We start from the raw sequence: 16,367 nt of genomic DNA, 5'->3' as shown, positions 1-16,367 counted from the left end.
GCCAACTCCCCGAAATTCCGGATGCCGGTGTACAATCGCGTTTTTATACCCTTGTCGATCATGCGAAGGATTTTCCGGATGTTGCCGCGTTTTCCTGCCGTTACCCGCTGCCTGTCTCTTGCCGCCCTTTGTATGGCGGGCCCCGTAGCCGCACTGGAGCTGCCCCTGCCACCGCCCGGTGAAGACATCGTCGGCCAGGTGCAAGTAATCAAGGCCAAGTACGAAGACACCTTCGCCGACCTCGGCACCACTTACGATCTGGGCTATTCGGAAATGGTCGCGGCCAACCCTGGCGTCGATCCATGGTTGCCGGGCGCTGGTACCGAGATCGTCCTGCCGACGCGCTTCATCCTGCCGCCGGGCCCGCGTGAAGGCATCGTCATCAACCTGGCTGAATACCGCCTCTACTACTTCCCGAAAGGCCGGAACGTGGTCTACACCTTCCCGCTGGGTATCGGTCGTGAAGGCTGGGGCTCGCCGATTGCCCACACCAGCATCATTGCCAAGACGCCGAACCCGACCTGGACCCCTCCAGCGTCGATCAAGGCCGAGCACGCCGCTGATGGCGATCCGCTGCCGAACGTCGTGCCGGCCGGCCCGGATAACCCGCTGGGGCCGTTCAAGTTCACCCTGGGTACGCCGGGCTACCTGATCCACGGCTCGAACAAGAAGTTCGGCATCGGCATGCGCACCAGCCACGGCTGCTTCCGCATGTTCAACAACAACGTGCTGGAAATGGCGGGCATGGTGCCGGTCGGTACCTCGGTACGCATCCTCAGCGATCCGTACAAATTCGGCGTCAGTGGCGGCAAGGTGTACCTGGAAGCGCACACACCGCTGGACGACAAGGGCAACCCTTCTGTGGTCGACAAGCACACCGCGGTGATCAACGCGATGCTCAAGCGCGAGGACATCACCAATAACCTGCGTATGAACTGGGACGTGGTCCGCGACGTGGTTGCCGCTGAAGATGGCCTGCCGGTGGAAATCGGAGTGCCGAACACTTCCGCGCCGATGGTGACGAGTGCGCCGATCGACCCGCTGCAGTAAGGCTTGAACAGAACCCGCCGACGCAGGCCGCGCCGGTGGGTTTTTTATTGCCGGCAGGAAACATCAGGCAATAAAAAAGCCGACCCATAAATGGGTCGGCTTGATAACAATCCCGAAGGACTATTACTTGCGGCTAGCTTTTTCCAGCATGCGCAGAGCACGCTCGTTAGCTTCGTCAGCAGTCTGTTGTGCTTTTTGAGCAGCAGCCAGAGCTTCATCAGCTTTACGGTAAGCTTCGTCTGCACGAGCCTGGGAGCGAGCAGCTGCGTCTTCAGTAGCAGTCAGACGTGCTTCGGTTTCTTTCGATACGCTGCTGCAACCGGTAGCCAGAACTGCGGCCAGAGCCAGAGCAGAGAATTTCAGAACGTTGTTCATCGTGTTCCCCTTCAAGGACTTTCTATTAAGTAGCTGTCTCCTCAGAGTGAGGAAATAGCCGGCGTACATACTACCCATTACTTCTAGTAAGTAAACTGACGTGTAGCAAGAAGCAAAAAAAATTGTAGGCGTTGATTCTTTTTCGAGCAACTTTTAACTGCATTGTTTAAAAAGTATCCAGCTGGGAGGCCCGAGATGAGCGAGCCGCCGAAAAAAAGTTCCGTGCACTCAGCGCTGTTTTTCTCATTCTTGGCTAAAGTCTGTCTATATGGATTCGTCCATACTTTTGTTCGGATTTTGCGCAGCGGCTCTCATAATCTTTATCCATCTTGATGGTGACTTTAAGAGCGCGCGTTCGTCTTAAGTCTCAACATCCGGCAATGTACAGGCTATCGACCCGCGGATATCTCCGGTCGAGCCGTCCCTGCGTCACCCGGAGCAGCACCCGCCACCTGAGTCCGATGACGAGCGTATCTTGAGCATTTCTGCCAATGGTGCCTACTATTTGAGGGTGTCCGGTTGCGCGAGATCGGTGCAGTTCTTCTCGGTGTCCATTCAGGCACGGGGTGGCGTAGATGTTCCTTCGCCGGAAAAACATCGGTAAGGTAGGGGTCAGAATTCAAGACCCGCGAGGAGTAGTGATGAGCGAGGCGTTGTCCATCCACCATGACCAGGCTGGTCATCAGTTCGAGACCAGTGTGGACGGTCATCGTGCCTACCTGACCTATATGGATCTTGGGAAACAGACCCTGGATATCTATCGCACCTTCGTGCCTAACGCGTTGCGTGGTCGCGGCATCGCGGCGGCATTGACCGAGCAGGCGCTGCAGTACGCTGAAGAAATGGGTTACACCGTCATTCCATCGTGCTCTTACGTCGAGCGCTACATGGAGCGTCACCAGCGGCATGCTGCCAAGCTGAGCCAGTAACCGCAAAATACGAACACAAAAAAACGCCGGGTTAAGCCCGGCGTTTTTGTGTGCGGCGAAACGTGATCAGGTGCGAGCGCGCTTCGGCAGCACATCCTTGAGCTTGGCGTGCATGCTGCGCAAGGTGTTTTCGGTCGCAGACCAATCGATGCAGGCATCGGTGATCGACACGCCGTATTGCAGGTCGGCGAGGTCTTTCGGGATGGCCTGGCAGCCCCAGTTCAGGTGACTTTCGACCATCAGGCCGATGATCGACTGGTTGCCTTCGAGGATCTGGTTGGCGACGTTCTCCATCACCAGCGGTTGCAGGGCCGGGTCCTTGTTGGAGTTGGCGTGGCTGCAATCGACCATGATGTTCGGCTTGATCTTCGCCTTGTTCAGCGCTTGCTCGCAGAGTGCGACGCTGACCGAATCATAGTTCGGCTTGCCGTTGCCGCCGCGCAGTACCACGTGACCGTAGGCATTGCCCTTGGTGGTAACGATCGACACGCCACCTTCCTGGTTGATACCCAGGAAACGGTGCGGGCTGGAAACCGACTGCAGGGCGTTGATCGCCACCGTCAGGCCGCCATCGGTGCCGTTCTTGAAGCCGACGGCTGAAGACAGGCCGGACGCCATTTCACGGTGAGTCTGGGATTCGGTGGTGCGCGCGCCGATGGCCGACCAGCTGATCAGGTCCTGCAAGTATTGCGGGGAGATCGGATCAAGGGCTTCAGTGGCGGTCGGCAGGCCCATCTCGGCCAGGTCCAGCAGCAACTGACGACCGATGTGCAGACCGTCCTGAATCTTGAAGGAGTCATCCAGGTACGGGTCGTTGATCAAGCCTTTCCAGCCGACGGTGGTGCGTGGCTTCTCGAAATACACGCGCATGACCAGATACAGGGTATCGGACACTTCTGCGGCGAGCACTTTCAGGCGCTCGGCGTATTCGTGGGCTGCCTTGATGTCGTGGATCGAGCAAGGCCCGATCACGACGAACAGGCGGTGGTCGGTGCCATCAAGAATGTTGCGAATGACTTCGCGACCCTTGGTGACGGTGCGCAGGGCAGCGTCGCTCAGAGGGATATCACGCTTGAGCTGATCGGGAGTGATCAGGGTCTCGTTGGAGGCGACGTTTAGGTCGTTGATCGGTAAATCAGCCATCGTTTACTCGTCAGGTCACGGGTGCCGGCCGCCAGCGAACCCGCGCGGCGGAGCACAGCAAATTAAGCGCGTCGGGGAGCCGAACCTTAGCGCGTTAAGCGCCTGCTCGACAATGGGCAGACACCGGTTTTAGGGGCTTTCTCACTAATTGAGAGCGTCGCCTAACCCAATGCTGGCTGTGCAAATGCCTTGCGAACCGTGTCGTGGGAGAACTCGTCGGCATGCTGCTGGACCCAGTCGAGGGCCAGGGCCTGAATATCCTGCAGGTCATCGTGTGCGTCACGCAGGCGGCAATAACGCTCGATCTGGCAGACCTGTTCGCCCATTCGCGCACTGAACAGCATCTGTTCGTCGACGAAGGCAATGCCCACCAGATACCCATGCTTGCGTCGCAGGCACCAGGCTACATAACCCAGGTAGCGCAAATCGGGATTCAGGGTTGGCATGCGCACTTCCAGCGCCGTACCGTGGCGCCAGGCGCGGTGGTAATTGCAAGCCATGCCGCCGAGGCTGATAGTGTGCAGCCGTTGCCGCGAAATGCACTCATGCTTGAGCAACGTTAATTCGACGGGCACATCGTCAGGGTGAGGTAAAAAACGTCCCATGAACACGGACTCCATGTGTCGGCCATCTGACATTGTTTCCCCCAGTATAGTGGTCGAATCGGAACTGACCGATTTCGACGCCGACCAACGGCTGCTGGCGATGAGCGGTGTGTCGCTGGTGATTTTTACCAGTGTCGGCTGCGCCAGTTGCCGGTTTGCCCGGGAGCAATTGCCGCGACTCGAACTGGCGATCGACCGGCTGTGCTGGATCGATGCCGGGGACAATGGCGGGTTGGTCGAGCGTTATCAGGTTTTCCATTTGCCGGCGCTGTTTGTGGTGCGCGACGGTGAGTTCTTCGGACCAGTACAGTCGCGCCTGACCAGCACCGGGCTCAATGAAGCCGTGCGCCGGGCGCTCAGTCGTGATGCAGAGGAGTTGCCATGATGGAGGCAGTTGCCAAACCGACCATCGGTATTATCGGAACCGGCGCGATCGGCGGTTTCTACGGGGTGATGCTGGCGCGTGCCGGTTTCGATGTTCACTTTTTGTTGCGCAGTGAATTTGCAGCGGTCGCCGAACGCGGGTTGCAAGTCGACAGCGCGGTACACGGTGCGCTGACATTGAATCCGGTCCAGGCCTATTCGTCGGCCGAAGACATGCCGCCTTGCGACTGGTTGCTGGTCGGTGCGAAAACCACCAGCAACGCAGACCTGGCGCCCGCTATCCTTCAAGCCGCCGCGCCGAATGCCAAAGTCTTGCTCCTGCAAAATGGCCTGGATGTCGAAGACAGTCTGCGAGCCTTGCTCCCGGATACGCTGCACCTGCTCGGCGGGCTCTGCCTGATTTGCGTCCATCGCACCGGTCCGGGGGCGATCACTCATCAGGCCCTTGGCGCGGTGAATGTCGGCTACCACAGTGGCCCCGCCACCGATGAGCAGGCGCGCATGGCGATTGTCGAGGAGGGCGCCGGGTTGTTCCGCCGCGCCGGCATCGACTCACAGGCCATGCCGAACCTGCATCAGGCGCGCTGGCAGAAACTGGTCTGGAATATCCCATACAACGGCCTGTCGGTACTGCTTGGCGCGGGCACCACGCCGTTGATGGCCGATGCCGACAGCCGGGAACTGATCAAGGCCTTGATGGCCGAAGTGGTTCAGGGCGCCAAGGCTTGCGGTCACGAAATGCCGGCCGGTTACGCGGACTTTTTGTTCATGATGACCGAGAAAATGCCCGACTATTGGCCGAGCATGTACCACGATTTCCTGCACAAACGACCGCTGGAACTCCAGGCGATTTATGCGCGACCGCTGGCGGCGGCAAAAACGGCGGGATGCGAATTGCCGCGAATCGAAGCCTTGTATCGCAGCTTGAGCTTTATCGATCGACGCAACACGTGAGTCGATCAACCTGAGGGGGAAGGGCATGGCAAAGACGATTGACGACAAACTGGTGCTGGCGATTTCGTCGCGAGCGCTGTTCGACCTGAGCGAAAGTCACAAGGTCTATCTGTCGAGCGGCGTCGAGGCCTACCGGCAATATCAAATTGAACACGAAGACGAAATCCTCGAGCCCGGGGATGCGTTTCCGTTGGTGCAAAAACTCCTGAACCTTAATGCCAGTCTTGGACGCGCCCGGGTCGAGGTGATCCTGGTGTCGCGCAACAGCGCCGACACCGGCCTGCGCGTATTCAACTCGATTGATCACTATGGCCTGGCGATTTCCCGCGCGGCGTTTGTCGGCGGTCGCAGTCCCTATCCGTACCTCAAGGCCTTTGGCTGCGACCTGTTTCTCTCCACCCACGCCGAAGACGTGCGCAGCGCGCTGGATGCCGGGTTCGCTGCAGCGACCATTCTTTCGGGCGGTGCCAGCCGTGCGGCCAGCGATGAATTGCGCATTGCCTTCGACGGTGATGCCGTGCTGTTTTCCGACGAGTCCGAGCGGATCTATCAGTCCGGCGGCCTGGAAGCGTTTCAGGCCAGCGAGCGCGAATCGGCTCGCGAGCCTTTGCGTGGTGGACCGTTCAAAGGTTTTCTCGCCGCCCTCAATCTGTTGCAGCGCGAGTTTCCTGATGACGCCTGTCCGATCCGCACCGCCCTGGTGACGGCACGGTCGGCGCCGGCCCATGAACGGGTGATCCGCACGTTGCGCGAATGGGACATTCGTCTGGACGAGTCGCTGTTTCTGGGTGGCCTGACCAAGTCGGCATTCCTCGAAGCGTTTGCCGCCGACGTGTTTTTCGACGATCAGGCCGGTCATTGCGAGTTGGCCCGCGAGGTGGTCGCCACCGGCCACGTGCCCCACGGCATAAGCAACGAGCAAAAGGTTTAAGCCCGCGGTTCAACGCGTTACGCGGGCCGTCGTACTCGCCAAGGCACTGCTAAGCTGAATCAAATCTCCGCCATGTTGGCACGCGAGGAGGTCATATGATTCATTCGATGCTGTATGCCACTGACCTCGGTCTGTATGCACCGTTGGTGATGCAGCATGCCTTGGCGCTGGCGCGGACATTCAATGCCGACTTGTATGTGGTACACGCCGTTGAGCCCATGGGATTGTTTGCCGAATCAGTGCTGCAGAGTTACCTCGATGAGCAGGCCTTGAACGAGTTTCACAGTCAGGGCCTGAGCACGGTGATCGCCAATATCGAGCAGCGGGTGCTCGACAGCTTTCGTGAAGAGTTGGGGGATGAAGGGGAGCAGGATCTGGAGCGGATCAAAGCGGTGCGAGTGCTGCAGGGTGACCCATCGCAGGTGATTCTCGACCAGGCGCAGAAACTCTCCGTGGATTTGTTGATCGTAGGTAGTCATAGCCATGGTGCTGGCGCGGAAACGCCTCTGGGCAGGACCGCTGCGCGGGTGTTGCAACTGTCTCGGGTGCCGGTTTATCTGGTGCCACTCGTTGAACGTCGTCGCCAAGGGGATCGCTAGAAAGCGAATAGTGGCAATTTGACAAAAAAGTTCTAGATTTATTCTTCAAGCCATTAATATAGTTATATACCGTCGCTGATGCCCGTGGCGTCTACCTTGCTTTGAGGGATTCATATGAAGCTTCAACAACTGCGCTACATCTGGGAAGTGGCGCACCACGACCTCAACGTTTCCGCTACAGCCCAAAGCCTTTACACCTCGCAACCGGGCATCAGCAAGCAGATCCGTCTGCTGGAAGACGAATTGGGCGTCGAGGTTTTTGCCCGCAGCGGCAAGCACCTGACCCGCGTCACTCCGGCCGGCGAGCGCATCATCACCACCGCCGGCGAGATCCTGCGCAAGGTTGAAAGCATCAAGCAGATCGCCCAGGAATTCTCCAACGAGAAGAAAGGCACCCTGTCGATCGCCACCACGCACACTCAGGCACGTTATGCGTTGCCACCAGTGATCAGCAATTTCATCAAGCAATACCCGGACGTTGCCCTGCACATGCATCAGGGTTCGCCGATGCAAATCGCCGAAATGGCCGCAGACGGCACCGTGGATTTCGCCATCGCCACCGAAGCGCTGGAACTGTTCGGTGACCTGGTGATGATGCCGTGCTACCGCTGGAACCGTTGCGTGGTCGTGCCTCAGGGCCACCCGCTGACCAAGCTGTCGAAGCTGTCCCTGGAAGCCCTGGCCGAATACCCGATCGTGACGTACGTGTTCGGTTTTACCGGTCGTTCAAAACTCGACGAAGCCTTCAGCCATCGCGGCCTGACACCGAAAGTGGTGTTCACCGCCGCCGACGCCGACGTGATCAAGACTTACGTTCGCCTGGGTCTGGGCGTGGGCATCGTGGCGAAAATGGCCGTCGACGCCAAACTCGACAGCGACCTCGTGATGCTCGACGCCAGCGACTTGTTCGAATCCAGCATCACTAAAATCGGTTTCCGTCGCGGCACTTTCCTGCGTGGTTTCATGTGCGATTTCATCGAGAAGTTCGCGCCGCACCTGACCCGCGAAGTCATGGCCAAGGCCATTCAGTGCCACAACAAGCAGGAACTGGAAGAGCTGTTCGACGGCGTCGAACTGCCGGTCCATTAATCTGCTTAAATCACCTCGGTGACAGCAAACTGTTGCCGAGCGCCCGCCACCAGAATCTCCACTTCGTCCCCTTCGAACTTGCCCAGCAGGCTTTTGCCCAGCGGTGAGCGAGGGGTGATGACAGTGATCATCTGCCCGACCATGTCGACTTTCAGGCCCGCCGCGTCAGGGGCCAGGAACAGCCATTGCTCACGCCCCTTTTCGTCCTCCAGGCCGAGCAGGGCGCCGACTTCGATCCCGCGTTGTTCGTCATAAGGACGCAAGGTCAGGTTCTGGCACAACGTCAGTGACTGCCTGATTTCTTCCACGCGTTTGGCCTGTCCGGCAGCCAGATAAGACGCCTCCAGGCCTAGGGTGTCGTACTTGTTTTCGGCGATGTTTTCTTCGTGGGTCGCGGTTTCGTAAGCGGTTTGCGCGGCACGCTCGGCGATGTCGAGATCGACCCGAAGCTTGTCGATAATCAGTTGGTGGACGGCTGGCTTGTGCATAGAGAGCTTCATGGTCAGTCGCAGAATTGCAGAACGTTGGCGCGGCTTTTTTCGCTCGGCGCGGTCTTGTCCTGTTGCAGCCAGAACTGGCATTTCGGATTGGACAGATTGCGGCCGCTGCTGCGGGCCTGATCCATGCGTTGCTGCTGCTCGTTCTTGCGCAGGTTCTCTTCATACTGTTCGAACAGTGGGCTCTGCGGCGGGATGTCCGGCACCGGTTGCACCACCACCGGCGGCCTGGCCAGTTGCTCTACCGCGGCGGCGACTGGCGCGAGTTGCTCGCTGAACAGCAGGCGCGAGGCGAGCCAGCAAGTCAGCGCGATTGCGAGGAATCCAAGCCACAGACCGAGGGCAATGCTGCCGGTCAATTGCAGCGCATTGAGCTGAATCGGCAACGGACGGCGCGGGTTGGGACGGTAGGGCATGGCTGCCTCCTGGCGGGTGGTCGCGGGCGAGTGGCGATTGTCGCACGAAGATTAATCGCCGTCGGCTCTTCTGCACGAGGTAATTTATGCGGACAATCGGCGCCTTTGCCAACGGGAGCCTGGAATGCCTGAAATGCCTCAAGTGAAAACCCGCTGGGATATTTTTTGCACCGTGGTCGACAACTTTGGCGACATCGGTGTGACCTGGCGCCTGGCCCGACAACTGGTGGCCGAGCATGCCGTGGAGGTGCGCTTGTGGGTCGATGACCTGCGGGCCTTCGAACGCATCTGTCCGGAAATCGACATCAGCGCCACGCAGCAATGGCAGCAGGGTGTGGAGGTGTGTCAGTGGCCCACCGAATGGCAACCCGCTGAAGCGGCTGATGTGGTGATCGCCGCGTTCGCCTGCCAGTTGCCGAGCGCCTACATGGACGCCATGGCCTCGCGGGAAAAGCCGCCGCTGTGGATGAACCTCGACTACCTGAGCGCCGAAGACTGGGTGATCGGCTGTCACGGTTTGCCATCGGTGAAGTACAAGAGCGTGCAGAAGTACTTCTTCTTTCCGGGGTTCCAGAAAGGCACGGGTGGCTTGCTGCGCGAAAACGGATTGCTTGAACGTCGCCAGCAGTTTCAGCAAAACCCCGAAGCCCAGCGCGAATTCCTGCAAGGCCTGGGGATCGATCGCGCACCGAACGCTCAACTGATCTCACTGTTTGCCTACGAAAACAGCGGATTGGCCAGTTGGCTGGACGTGCTGGCCGCCGATTCGATTCCCACGCATCTGCTGGTGCCCGAAAGCCGGATTCTCGGGGATGTCGAATGCTGGCTGGGTGTCGATCAACTGGCGGCAGGCGCGGTGCACGTGCGCGGTGAATTGACCGTGCAAGTCCTGCCGTTCGTCCGACAGGATCAATACGATCATTTGCTGTGGTGCTGCGATTTCAACGCCGTGCGCGGCGAAGATTCCTTTGTTCGCGCGCAATGGGCAGGGCGGCCGCTGCTCTGGCACATCTATCAGCAGGACGAAGATATCCATCTGGACAAGCTCGACGCCTTCCTGGCTCTGTACACCCAAGGCCTGTCCGGGCCCGCCAGCGAGGCGATCAGCGGTCTTTGGCGTGCGTGGAATGCGGGTCATGATATGTCCGACCATTGGTTGGCCACCCGCAAACACTGGCCGGAGCTGCAAAAACACGCCGAGACGTGGTGTCTGGAACAAGCCTTGCAGGCCGATCTTGCCGCAGCGCTGGTACAGTTTTATGTAAATTGGATATGATACGCGGCCTAGATTTTTGTAAATCCCATCCAAATTCGGATATTCGCAATGAAAACTGGTAAAGAACTGAAACCCGGTACCGTGATCCGTCTCGAAAACGATCCTTGGCTGGTTCAGAAAGCTGAATTCACCAAATCCGGTCGTAACAGCGCGATCATGAAGACCAAGCTGAAAAACCTGCTGACCGGTTACAAGACCGAGATCGTTTACAGCGCCGACGACAAACTGGACGACGTAATCCTCGACCGCAAAGAAGCGACCCTGTCCTTCATCAGCGGCGACACCTACACGTTCATGGACACCACTGACTACACCATGTACGAGCTGAACGCTGAAGACATCGAAGCCGTTCTGCCTTTCGTTGAAGAAGGCATGACCGATGTTTGCGAAGCGATCTTCTTCGAAGAGCGTCTGGTTTCCGTAGAACTGCCGACCACCATCGTGCGTCAGGTTGACTACACCGAAGGTTCCGCTCGCGGCGACACTTCCGGCAAGGTGATGAAGCCTGCCAAACTGAAGAACGGTACCGAGCTGTCGGTTGCTGACTTCATCGAAATCGGCGATATGATCGAGATCGATACCCGCGAAGGCGGTTCCTACAAAGGCCGTGCTAAATAAGCACCGCTTGAGGAATGAAAAAGCCCGACCATTGAGTCGGGCTTTTTTGTGTCCGCAGTTTCAGGCTCAACCATGACCACTGTGGGAGCGGGCTGCTCGCGAAGGCGGTGTGTCAGTCGACAAAAATGCTGACTGATGGACCGCCTTCGCGAGCAAGCCCGCTCCCACATGTTGACCTGTGTTATTTCTTCAGGTGTTGTTTCAGTTCTTCAGACGCCTGCAGCATCGCGGAACGTACTGCTGGAACCTGGCTCACCACGTTGAGCAAACCGTAGTCATGGATCATGCCGTTGTAGCGTACCGACGTAACCGGCACTCCCGCCTCATCCAGTTTGCGCGCATAAGCTTCACCCTCATCGCGCAACACATCGGCACCAGCCGTCTGCACCAGGGCAGGCGGCAAGCCCTTCAGTTGCGCGGTGGTTGCCCGCAGCGGTGAGGCGTAGATCTCGTTACGCTGCTTGGCGTCGGTGGTGTAGTTGTCCCAGAACCACTTCATCATGTTTTTGGTGAGGAAGTGCCCCTCGGCAAACTGGTTGTAGGACGCGGTTTCGAAGTTGGCGTCCGTCACCGGCCACAGCAGCACCTGGAACTTGATCGCCGGGGTGCCCTTGTCTTTGGCCATCAGCGCAACCACGGCCGCCATGTTGCCACCGACGCTGTTGCCGGCCACGGCCAGGCGCTTGCCGTCGACGTTGATCTCTTTACCGTGCTCGGCCACCCATTTCGTCGCGGCATAAGCCTGGTTGATCGCCACCGGGTAATGCGCTTCCGGCGACGGGGTGTAATTGACGAACACCGCCACCGCACCCGAACCCGTCACCAGGTCGCGAACCAGGCGTTCGTGGGTCGGGAAGTCCCCCAGCACCCAGCCACCGCCGTGGAAGAACATGAACACTGGCAGCTCGCCTTTGACCCCGGCCGGCCGGACGATGGTCAGGCTGAGCGGTTGGCCATCGACTTGAATGGTCTTCTCGCTGACATCGGCTTTTGGCAGTGTCAGTTTCACCGAGGCTTGCGCACCCACCAGCACCGCGCGGGCTTCTTTGGGGGTGAGTTGTTCCATTGGTTTGCCGGTGCCGGCATTCAGGACATCGAGGAACGCCTGGGTGTTGTGTTCAACCCCATCGCCTGCAAACGCGTTGCTGATGGACAAAGCGAGAAGGGTGCCGGTCAAGACTTTGCTGAAAGTGTTCATGTTCGTTTCCTGTTTGGGCCTGGTAGCCAGCAGTTAGACGGTCACGTGCAGGCGCACATCGACGTTGCCACGGGTCGCGTTCGAGTACGGGCAGACCTGGTGTGCTGCGTCGACCAGACTTTGCGCGTCGGCTTGTTCAAGACCCGGCAGGCTGATGTGCAGATCGATGTCCAGACCGAAGCCGCCAGGGATCTGGCCGATGCCGACATGGGCGGTGATCGATGCGTCGTTCGGGATGCTGCGTTTGGTCTGGCTGGCGACGAACTTCAGCGCGCCGATGAAGCAGGCGGAGTAGCCGGCGGCGAACAGTTGCTCAGGGTTGGTGGCAGCGCCACCGGCACCACCGAGTTCTTTGGGGGTAGCGAGTTTGACGTCGAGGATGTTGTCACTGGAAACCGCACGACCGTCACGGCCGCCAGTGGAGGTTGCGATTGCGGTGTAGAGAGTTTGCATGGAGTAAGCCTCGTTCGGGTTTGATTTGTTTGCGCTAAATGTTTGCGCGCTAAGTAAGTGCGAGATGAATGTATCGCGCAAATATTTAGCGCGCAATATAAATTTTTAAAAAAGTTTTGGATTGAAAGAAAGCGCGGGTTGGATGTGTTGAGTTAGAGCGGTCGCGGCAGGATTTTTCAGCGGAGAATTTTTTTGAAAGAGGACGCGAGATCGACAGGGACACCACAAAACAAATGTGGGAGCGGGCTTGCTCGCGAAAGCGATGTATCAGGCAACATTTTTGTCGACTGACACACCGCTTTCGCGAGCAAGCCCGCTCCCACAGGGGATCTGGGGTGGTTTGAAGGTTAGAGGCTGTCTTGCAGATTGCTGCGCAGCTCTTGCAGCTCCGCTTGAAGTTTCTGCAGTCTCTCAAGCGTCATTCCGCTTGCACCGAGGATGCATTGGGGAATGCTGCGCGCCTTGTCCCGCAACGCGCGCCCCTGTTCGGTCAGCTCGACAATCACCACCCGTTCATCCTCACGGCTGCGGGTGCGACTGAGCAATCCCTCGACCTCCAGGCGTTTGAGCAAGGGCGTCAGAGAGCCGGGGTCTGTCAGCAGTCGCGTGCTGATTTCGCCTACGGTCAACCCGTCCCGTTCCCACAACACCATCATCGCCAGATACTGCGGATAGGTCAGGCCCAGCGCTTGCAGCAGCGGCTTGTACACCTTGGTCATCAGCAAAGAAGTGGAATGCAGGGCGAAGCAAGCCTGATTGTCCAGCAGCAGCTGGTCGCAGTTATCCGGGGTGTTGCGTTCGGTGGTCATTTCAAAGCCTTGATCAGTAATCTTCATGAATCTAGCGGACGAATCTTTAATGCACCAGACAATTCTGGACTAGTGCCGGTCCAGGGTGTTTTGTAGCGCCAGGTCCCACGGCGGAATCGGGCTGAAGCGGGTTTTCAGATATTCCAGCAACAAGCGACTGCGGGAATTGGGTTGCTGCTCAAGACGCAACGCATAGATGCCGGTGGATTCGGGAGGTGGCAGGCCGTTTTCACAAAACAGCGGAAGCAATTCGCCGCGCAACAGGTACTCGCTGGCCAGCCAGGTCGGCAAGTGCGCGATGCCCAATCCGGCCAATGCACCACACACCAGCGCCTCGGCATTGTTGGCGCTCATGCGGATGCGCGCCGGGCGATGCAAGTGCATGTGCCCGTCGCGTTCGAAGCGCCAGGCGAAGGGCGGGGCCAGACCGTCCCAGTCGAGACCGTCATGCTCGATCAACTGCGCCGGCTCGGTCGGGACGCCGCGACGTTTGAGGTACTCGGGACTGGCGCAGGCAATGCGCACCATACTCGCCAGCGGCGTGGCCACCAGCCTTGTGTCGGCCATTTGCCCGGCGCGCAGCACCAGGTCAACCTTGCCCAGGTTCAGCCCTTGCATGTCGACAAAACTGTCGATCAAGTGCAACTGCACGTCCAGGCCGGGGTAGAGCATCAAGAAGTCGGCAATCACCGGTGCCAGGTGCCGACGGCCGAACGCCGCCGGCGCATCGATGCGGATCAAGCCTTCCGGTGCACTGCTCAGGGACACGGCTTCAGCCCGAGCCAGGCGCAATTCCGCCACGACTCGCCGCGCACGTTCGGCAAACGCCAAGCCGGCAGGCGTCGCGCGCACCGCGTGGGTGCTGCGAATGAACAGCTGGCTGCCGACTGCATTTTCCAGGCTGTCGATGCGCCGCGCCACGGCCGAAGGCGTCAACGGATGGCGGCGGGACGCAGCGGAAAAGCTCCCGGTTTCCAGCACATCGAGGAACAGGCCGAGCTGTTCAGTCAATTGATTGGGGTTCATGGTGTATCTGCGCTTATGCGAAGTTGGCACAGCCATTGTGCGTTGCTGTGCGTTTCCCCGCCAGCATCGACTGCGTAGGATGAATACCCTGACAAAAGGAAATTCGCTTGTGATTGAGTTCGTGATGTATCTGGTCTTCGGCGCCGCCTTGGGAACCCTTGGCGGACTATTTGGCATTGGCGGTGGCTTGATCGCGATTCCGTTGCTGGGCGTGCTGTTTGGTCTCGATCAGCAAATAGCCCAAGGCACGGCGTTGGTCATGGTCGTGCCCAACGTGATGCTGGCGCTGTGGCGTTATCACCAGCGAAATCGCATCGAAATGCGTCACGCGCTGCCATTGGCGGCGATGGGCTTTTGCTTCGCCTGGATCGGGTCGATCTGGGCGGTGGGCATCGACGCGCAGACCATGCGCTTAGGCTTTGTCGCGTTCCTGATTGCCCTGTCGGCCTACAACCTCGTGCGCATGTTTACCGCTAACGCACCGGCGTCTGCCCAGATGCGTTATTCCTGGCCATGGTTGGGGGTGCTCGGTGCGGCATCCGGCACCATGGGCGGATTGTTCGGAGTGGGCGGGGCGGTCGTGGCGACGCCGGTGTTGACCAGCCTGTTCGGCACCACTCAAGTCGTGGCCCAAGGCTTGTCGCTGGCTTTGGCGCTGCCCAGCACCGGCGTCACACTGGTGACGTACGCGGTGCATCATCAAGTGGACTGGATGATCGGCTTACCGTTGGCCGTCGGCGGAATGATGAGCATCAGCTGGGGCGTGAAGATCGCCCACGCCATGCCGGAGCGGCTATTGCGCGGGTTGTTCTGCGGCTTCCTGGTGCTGTGCGCGGTGATGCTCGCGTTTAAAGTTTGAAGCCTTCGACGATGTGCTCGGCCAGGCACTCGGTGATCGGTGACGGATTGTGCAGGTTGCGCACCAGCATGATGCAGGCTTCCGGCAACAGCGGCAGGTCTTCGGCTTCTCCCAGGATGCGCATGTCCGGCGTGATCAGGCTTTCCAGTTGAGCGGTCACTGCAAGGCCTGCACTGACCACGGCCATCAACGCCGACAGGCTGGAACTGTTGTAGGCAATGCGGTAATCGCGACCCATCGCGTCCAGCGCATTGCATGCCCATAGCCTGCAGAAACAATCACTGTTGAACATCGCCAGGGGCAGCGGCGTCTGTTCGTGGGCGCTGAAGCATTGTGCTTCGGCCCAGACGAAACGTTCCTTGCGCAGCAATTGGCCAATTTCAGTACCGGGCTCGCGGGTGACGATGGACAAGTCCAGGTCCTGGCGTTGCAACAATTGCTTGGTTGATTCGCAGTGAACTTCGATCTGGATCAGCGGGTAAAACTTGGCGAAGCGCGACAGGATCCCCGGCAGGAAACGCATCACGTAGTCATCGGGCGTGCCGATGCGCACGGTGCCGACCATGTGCGGCTCACGCAACGTATTGAAGACTTCGCTGTGAAGTTTGAGGATGCGCCGCGCGTAACCCAGCAATACCTGGCCTTCGGCGGTCAACTTGACCTGGCGTCCATCACGCTCGAACAACTGACGCTGCAACACGTCTTCTTCCAGACGCTTCATCTGCATGCTCACCGCTGACTGCGTGCGGTTGACCATTTCACCGGCCCGGGTAAACCCGCCTTGGTCGGCAATGGCGACAAAGGTGCGCAGCACGTCAGTATCAATACTTGGGTACGCCGACATCCATCAATCTCCGAGATGGTTACCATCAGAAACATTCGTTGGATTGATCTTAGCGCTGAGGCGAGACTTGAGCCATCCCTAAAGGAGGGCAGCAAGATGAAAGGTCATAACGAGCATGTAACGGAAGAAAAATTCTCAATCCACGCGGTATCCGATCTGCTGCACAAGTTTAGTCGCTGGTACGAACTTCACCGTGAACGTGAACTGCTGGCAAGCTTGAGCGACGAAGCACTGAAGGACATCGGCGTGAGTCGTGCAGATGTGGAACATGAATCGGTCCGGCCGTTCTGGGATGATCCGATGCATAAATGA

21 protein-coding genes are annotated in these 16,367 nt (G+C 58.8%); 11 read left to right on the top strand and 10 right to left on the bottom strand.

All coding sequences use genetic code 11. From position 1 onward, the window contains the following. Window positions 1-78 precede the first annotated feature (78 nt). Entirely contained in the window at window positions 79-1,050 is a 972-nt protein-coding gene (locus ACA053_RS20225; RefSeq protein ID WP_497393518.1) for a L,D-transpeptidase family protein, read from the top strand. A 123-nt stretch (window positions 1,051-1,173) separates the two neighbouring features. On the opposite strand, the gene oprI is transcribed toward ACA053_RS20225, so the two are convergent. Beyond that, window positions 1,174-1,425 (bottom strand): outer membrane lipoprotei OprI, encoded by a 252-nt coding sequence (oprI, locus tag ACA053_RS20220; protein WP_003172710.1) that lies wholly within the window; start codon window positions 1,423-1,425, stop codon window positions 1,174-1,176. Between the two features lie 641 nt (window positions 1,426-2,066). On the opposite strand from oprI, the gene ACA053_RS20215 reads away from it, so the two are divergent. Beyond that, window positions 2,067-2,354 carry a GNAT family N-acetyltransferase gene (locus ACA053_RS20215; protein WP_109633645.1) on the top strand — a complete coding sequence of 96 codons (288 nt, stop codon included), beginning with the start codon at window positions 2,067-2,069 and terminating at the stop codon, window positions 2,352-2,354. Between the two features lie 66 nt (window positions 2,355-2,420). On the opposite strand, the gene ACA053_RS20210 is transcribed toward ACA053_RS20215, so the two are convergent. Next, entirely contained in the window at window positions 2,421-3,497 is a 1,077-nt protein-coding gene (locus ACA053_RS20210; protein WP_017339811.1) for a 3-deoxy-7-phosphoheptulonate synthase, read from the bottom strand. A 161-nt stretch (window positions 3,498-3,658) separates the two neighbouring features. After that, entirely contained in the window at window positions 3,659-4,102 is a 444-nt protein-coding gene (locus tag ACA053_RS20205) for a PilZ domain-containing protein (RefSeq protein ID WP_109633643.1), read from the bottom strand. Here ACA053_RS20205 and ACA053_RS20200 point away from each other — a divergent pair. The 5 genes from ACA053_RS20200 to cysB all read left to right on the top strand — a co-directional run bounded on the left by ACA053_RS20200 (window position 4,101) and on the right by cysB (window position 8,059). Further along, window positions 4,101-4,487 (top strand): thioredoxin family protein, encoded by a 387-nt coding sequence (locus ACA053_RS20200; RefSeq protein WP_109633641.1) that lies wholly within the window; start codon window positions 4,101-4,103, stop codon window positions 4,485-4,487. The genes ACA053_RS20205 and ACA053_RS20200 overlap by 2 nt on opposite strands. Next, window positions 4,484-5,440, top strand: a complete 957-nt coding sequence (locus tag ACA053_RS20195; protein ID WP_497393517.1) for a putative 2-dehydropantoate 2-reductase — start codon at window positions 4,484-4,486, stop codon at window positions 5,438-5,440. Before ACA053_RS20200 ends, ACA053_RS20195 begins: the two co-directional genes overlap by 4 nt. A 25-nt stretch (window positions 5,441-5,465) precedes the next feature. Next, window positions 5,466-6,371: a 5'-nucleotidase gene (locus ACA053_RS20190; protein WP_109633637.1), complete on the top strand. Its 906-nt coding sequence runs from the start codon at window positions 5,466-5,468 to the stop codon at window positions 6,369-6,371. Window positions 6,372-6,466: 95 nt separating this feature from the next. Continuing rightward, on the top strand, window positions 6,467-6,970 hold the full coding sequence (locus ACA053_RS20185; RefSeq protein ID WP_094468374.1) for a universal stress protein: 504 nt from the start codon (window positions 6,467-6,469) through the stop codon (window positions 6,968-6,970). A gap of 114 nt (window positions 6,971-7,084) precedes the next feature. Continuing rightward, complete coding sequence (cysB, locus tag ACA053_RS20180; protein ID WP_109633635.1) at window positions 7,085-8,059, top strand: HTH-type transcriptional regulator CysB; 975 nt, start codon at window positions 7,085-7,087, stop codon at window positions 8,057-8,059. Between the two features lie 5 nt (window positions 8,060-8,064). On the opposite strand, the gene ACA053_RS20175 is transcribed toward cysB, so the two are convergent. Next, on the bottom strand, window positions 8,065-8,547 hold the full coding sequence (locus tag ACA053_RS20175) for a GreA/GreB family elongation factor (RefSeq protein ID WP_497312793.1): 483 nt from the start codon (window positions 8,545-8,547) through the stop codon (window positions 8,065-8,067). Window positions 8,548-8,561: 14 nt separating this feature from the next. Then, window positions 8,562-8,972 (bottom strand): hypothetical protein, encoded by a 411-nt coding sequence (locus ACA053_RS20170; RefSeq protein ID WP_497393515.1) that lies wholly within the window; start codon window positions 8,970-8,972, stop codon window positions 8,562-8,564. A 133-nt stretch (window positions 8,973-9,105) separates the two neighbouring features. Between ACA053_RS20170 and earP the strand changes: the two genes are divergently transcribed. Both earP and ACA053_RS20160 read left to right on the top strand, forming a co-directional pair. After that, a complete protein-coding gene (gene earP, locus ACA053_RS20165; protein WP_497318315.1) occupies window positions 9,106-10,248 on the top strand; it encodes an elongation factor P maturation arginine rhamnosyltransferase EarP in 1,143 nt (380 codons plus the stop codon). Between the two features lie 48 nt (window positions 10,249-10,296). Continuing rightward, window positions 10,297-10,866, top strand: coding sequence for an elongation factor P (locus ACA053_RS20160; RefSeq protein WP_007943632.1), 570 nt, complete (start codon window positions 10,297-10,299; stop codon window positions 10,864-10,866). Window positions 10,867-11,047: 181 nt separating this feature from the next. Here the strand turns inward: ACA053_RS20160 and ACA053_RS20155 are convergent, their stop codons facing one another. The 4 genes from ACA053_RS20155 to ACA053_RS20140 all read right to left on the bottom strand — a co-directional run bounded on the left by ACA053_RS20155 (window position 11,048) and on the right by ACA053_RS20140 (window position 14,352). Beyond that, a complete protein-coding gene (locus tag ACA053_RS20155; protein WP_497393514.1) occupies window positions 11,048-12,064 on the bottom strand; it encodes an alpha/beta hydrolase in 1,017 nt (338 codons plus the stop codon). Between the two features lie 33 nt (window positions 12,065-12,097). Further along, the gene (locus tag ACA053_RS20150; protein WP_047527178.1) at window positions 12,098-12,517 is read right to left on the bottom strand and encodes an organic hydroperoxide resistance protein; all 420 of its coding nucleotides are present in this window, start codon (window positions 12,515-12,517) and stop codon (window positions 12,098-12,100) included. Window positions 12,518-12,864: 347 nt separating this feature from the next. Next, on the bottom strand, window positions 12,865-13,326 hold the full coding sequence (locus ACA053_RS20145) for a MarR family winged helix-turn-helix transcriptional regulator (RefSeq protein WP_497318314.1): 462 nt from the start codon (window positions 13,324-13,326) through the stop codon (window positions 12,865-12,867). A gap of 69 nt (window positions 13,327-13,395) precedes the next feature. Then, window positions 13,396-14,352 (bottom strand): LysR family transcriptional regulator, encoded by a 957-nt coding sequence (locus ACA053_RS20140; RefSeq protein ID WP_497393513.1) that lies wholly within the window; start codon window positions 14,350-14,352, stop codon window positions 13,396-13,398. A gap of 124 nt (window positions 14,353-14,476) precedes the next feature. Between ACA053_RS20140 and ACA053_RS20135 the strand changes: the two genes are divergently transcribed. Then, window positions 14,477-15,211: a sulfite exporter TauE/SafE family protein gene (locus ACA053_RS20135; protein ID WP_497318312.1), complete on the top strand. Its 735-nt coding sequence runs from the start codon at window positions 14,477-14,479 to the stop codon at window positions 15,209-15,211. On the opposite strand, the gene ACA053_RS20130 is transcribed toward ACA053_RS20135, so the two are convergent. Continuing rightward, on the bottom strand, window positions 15,201-16,055 hold the full coding sequence (locus tag ACA053_RS20130) for a LysR family transcriptional regulator (RefSeq protein WP_497312786.1): 855 nt from the start codon (window positions 16,053-16,055) through the stop codon (window positions 15,201-15,203). The two genes, ACA053_RS20135 and ACA053_RS20130, sit on opposite strands and share 11 nt — an antisense overlap. Window positions 16,056-16,151: 96 nt before the next feature. Here ACA053_RS20130 and ACA053_RS20125 point away from each other — a divergent pair, with 96 nt between their 5' ends. Further along, the gene (locus ACA053_RS20125; RefSeq protein ID WP_010461302.1) at window positions 16,152-16,367 is read left to right on the top strand and encodes a DUF1127 domain-containing protein; all 216 of its coding nucleotides are present in this window, start codon (window positions 16,152-16,154) and stop codon (window positions 16,365-16,367) included.

This window comes from Pseudomonas sp. LBUM1672, from assembly GCF_059695655.1.
Note: the sequence above shows the minus strand (reverse complement) of the source record. Positions and strands in the feature narration are given on the sequence as shown.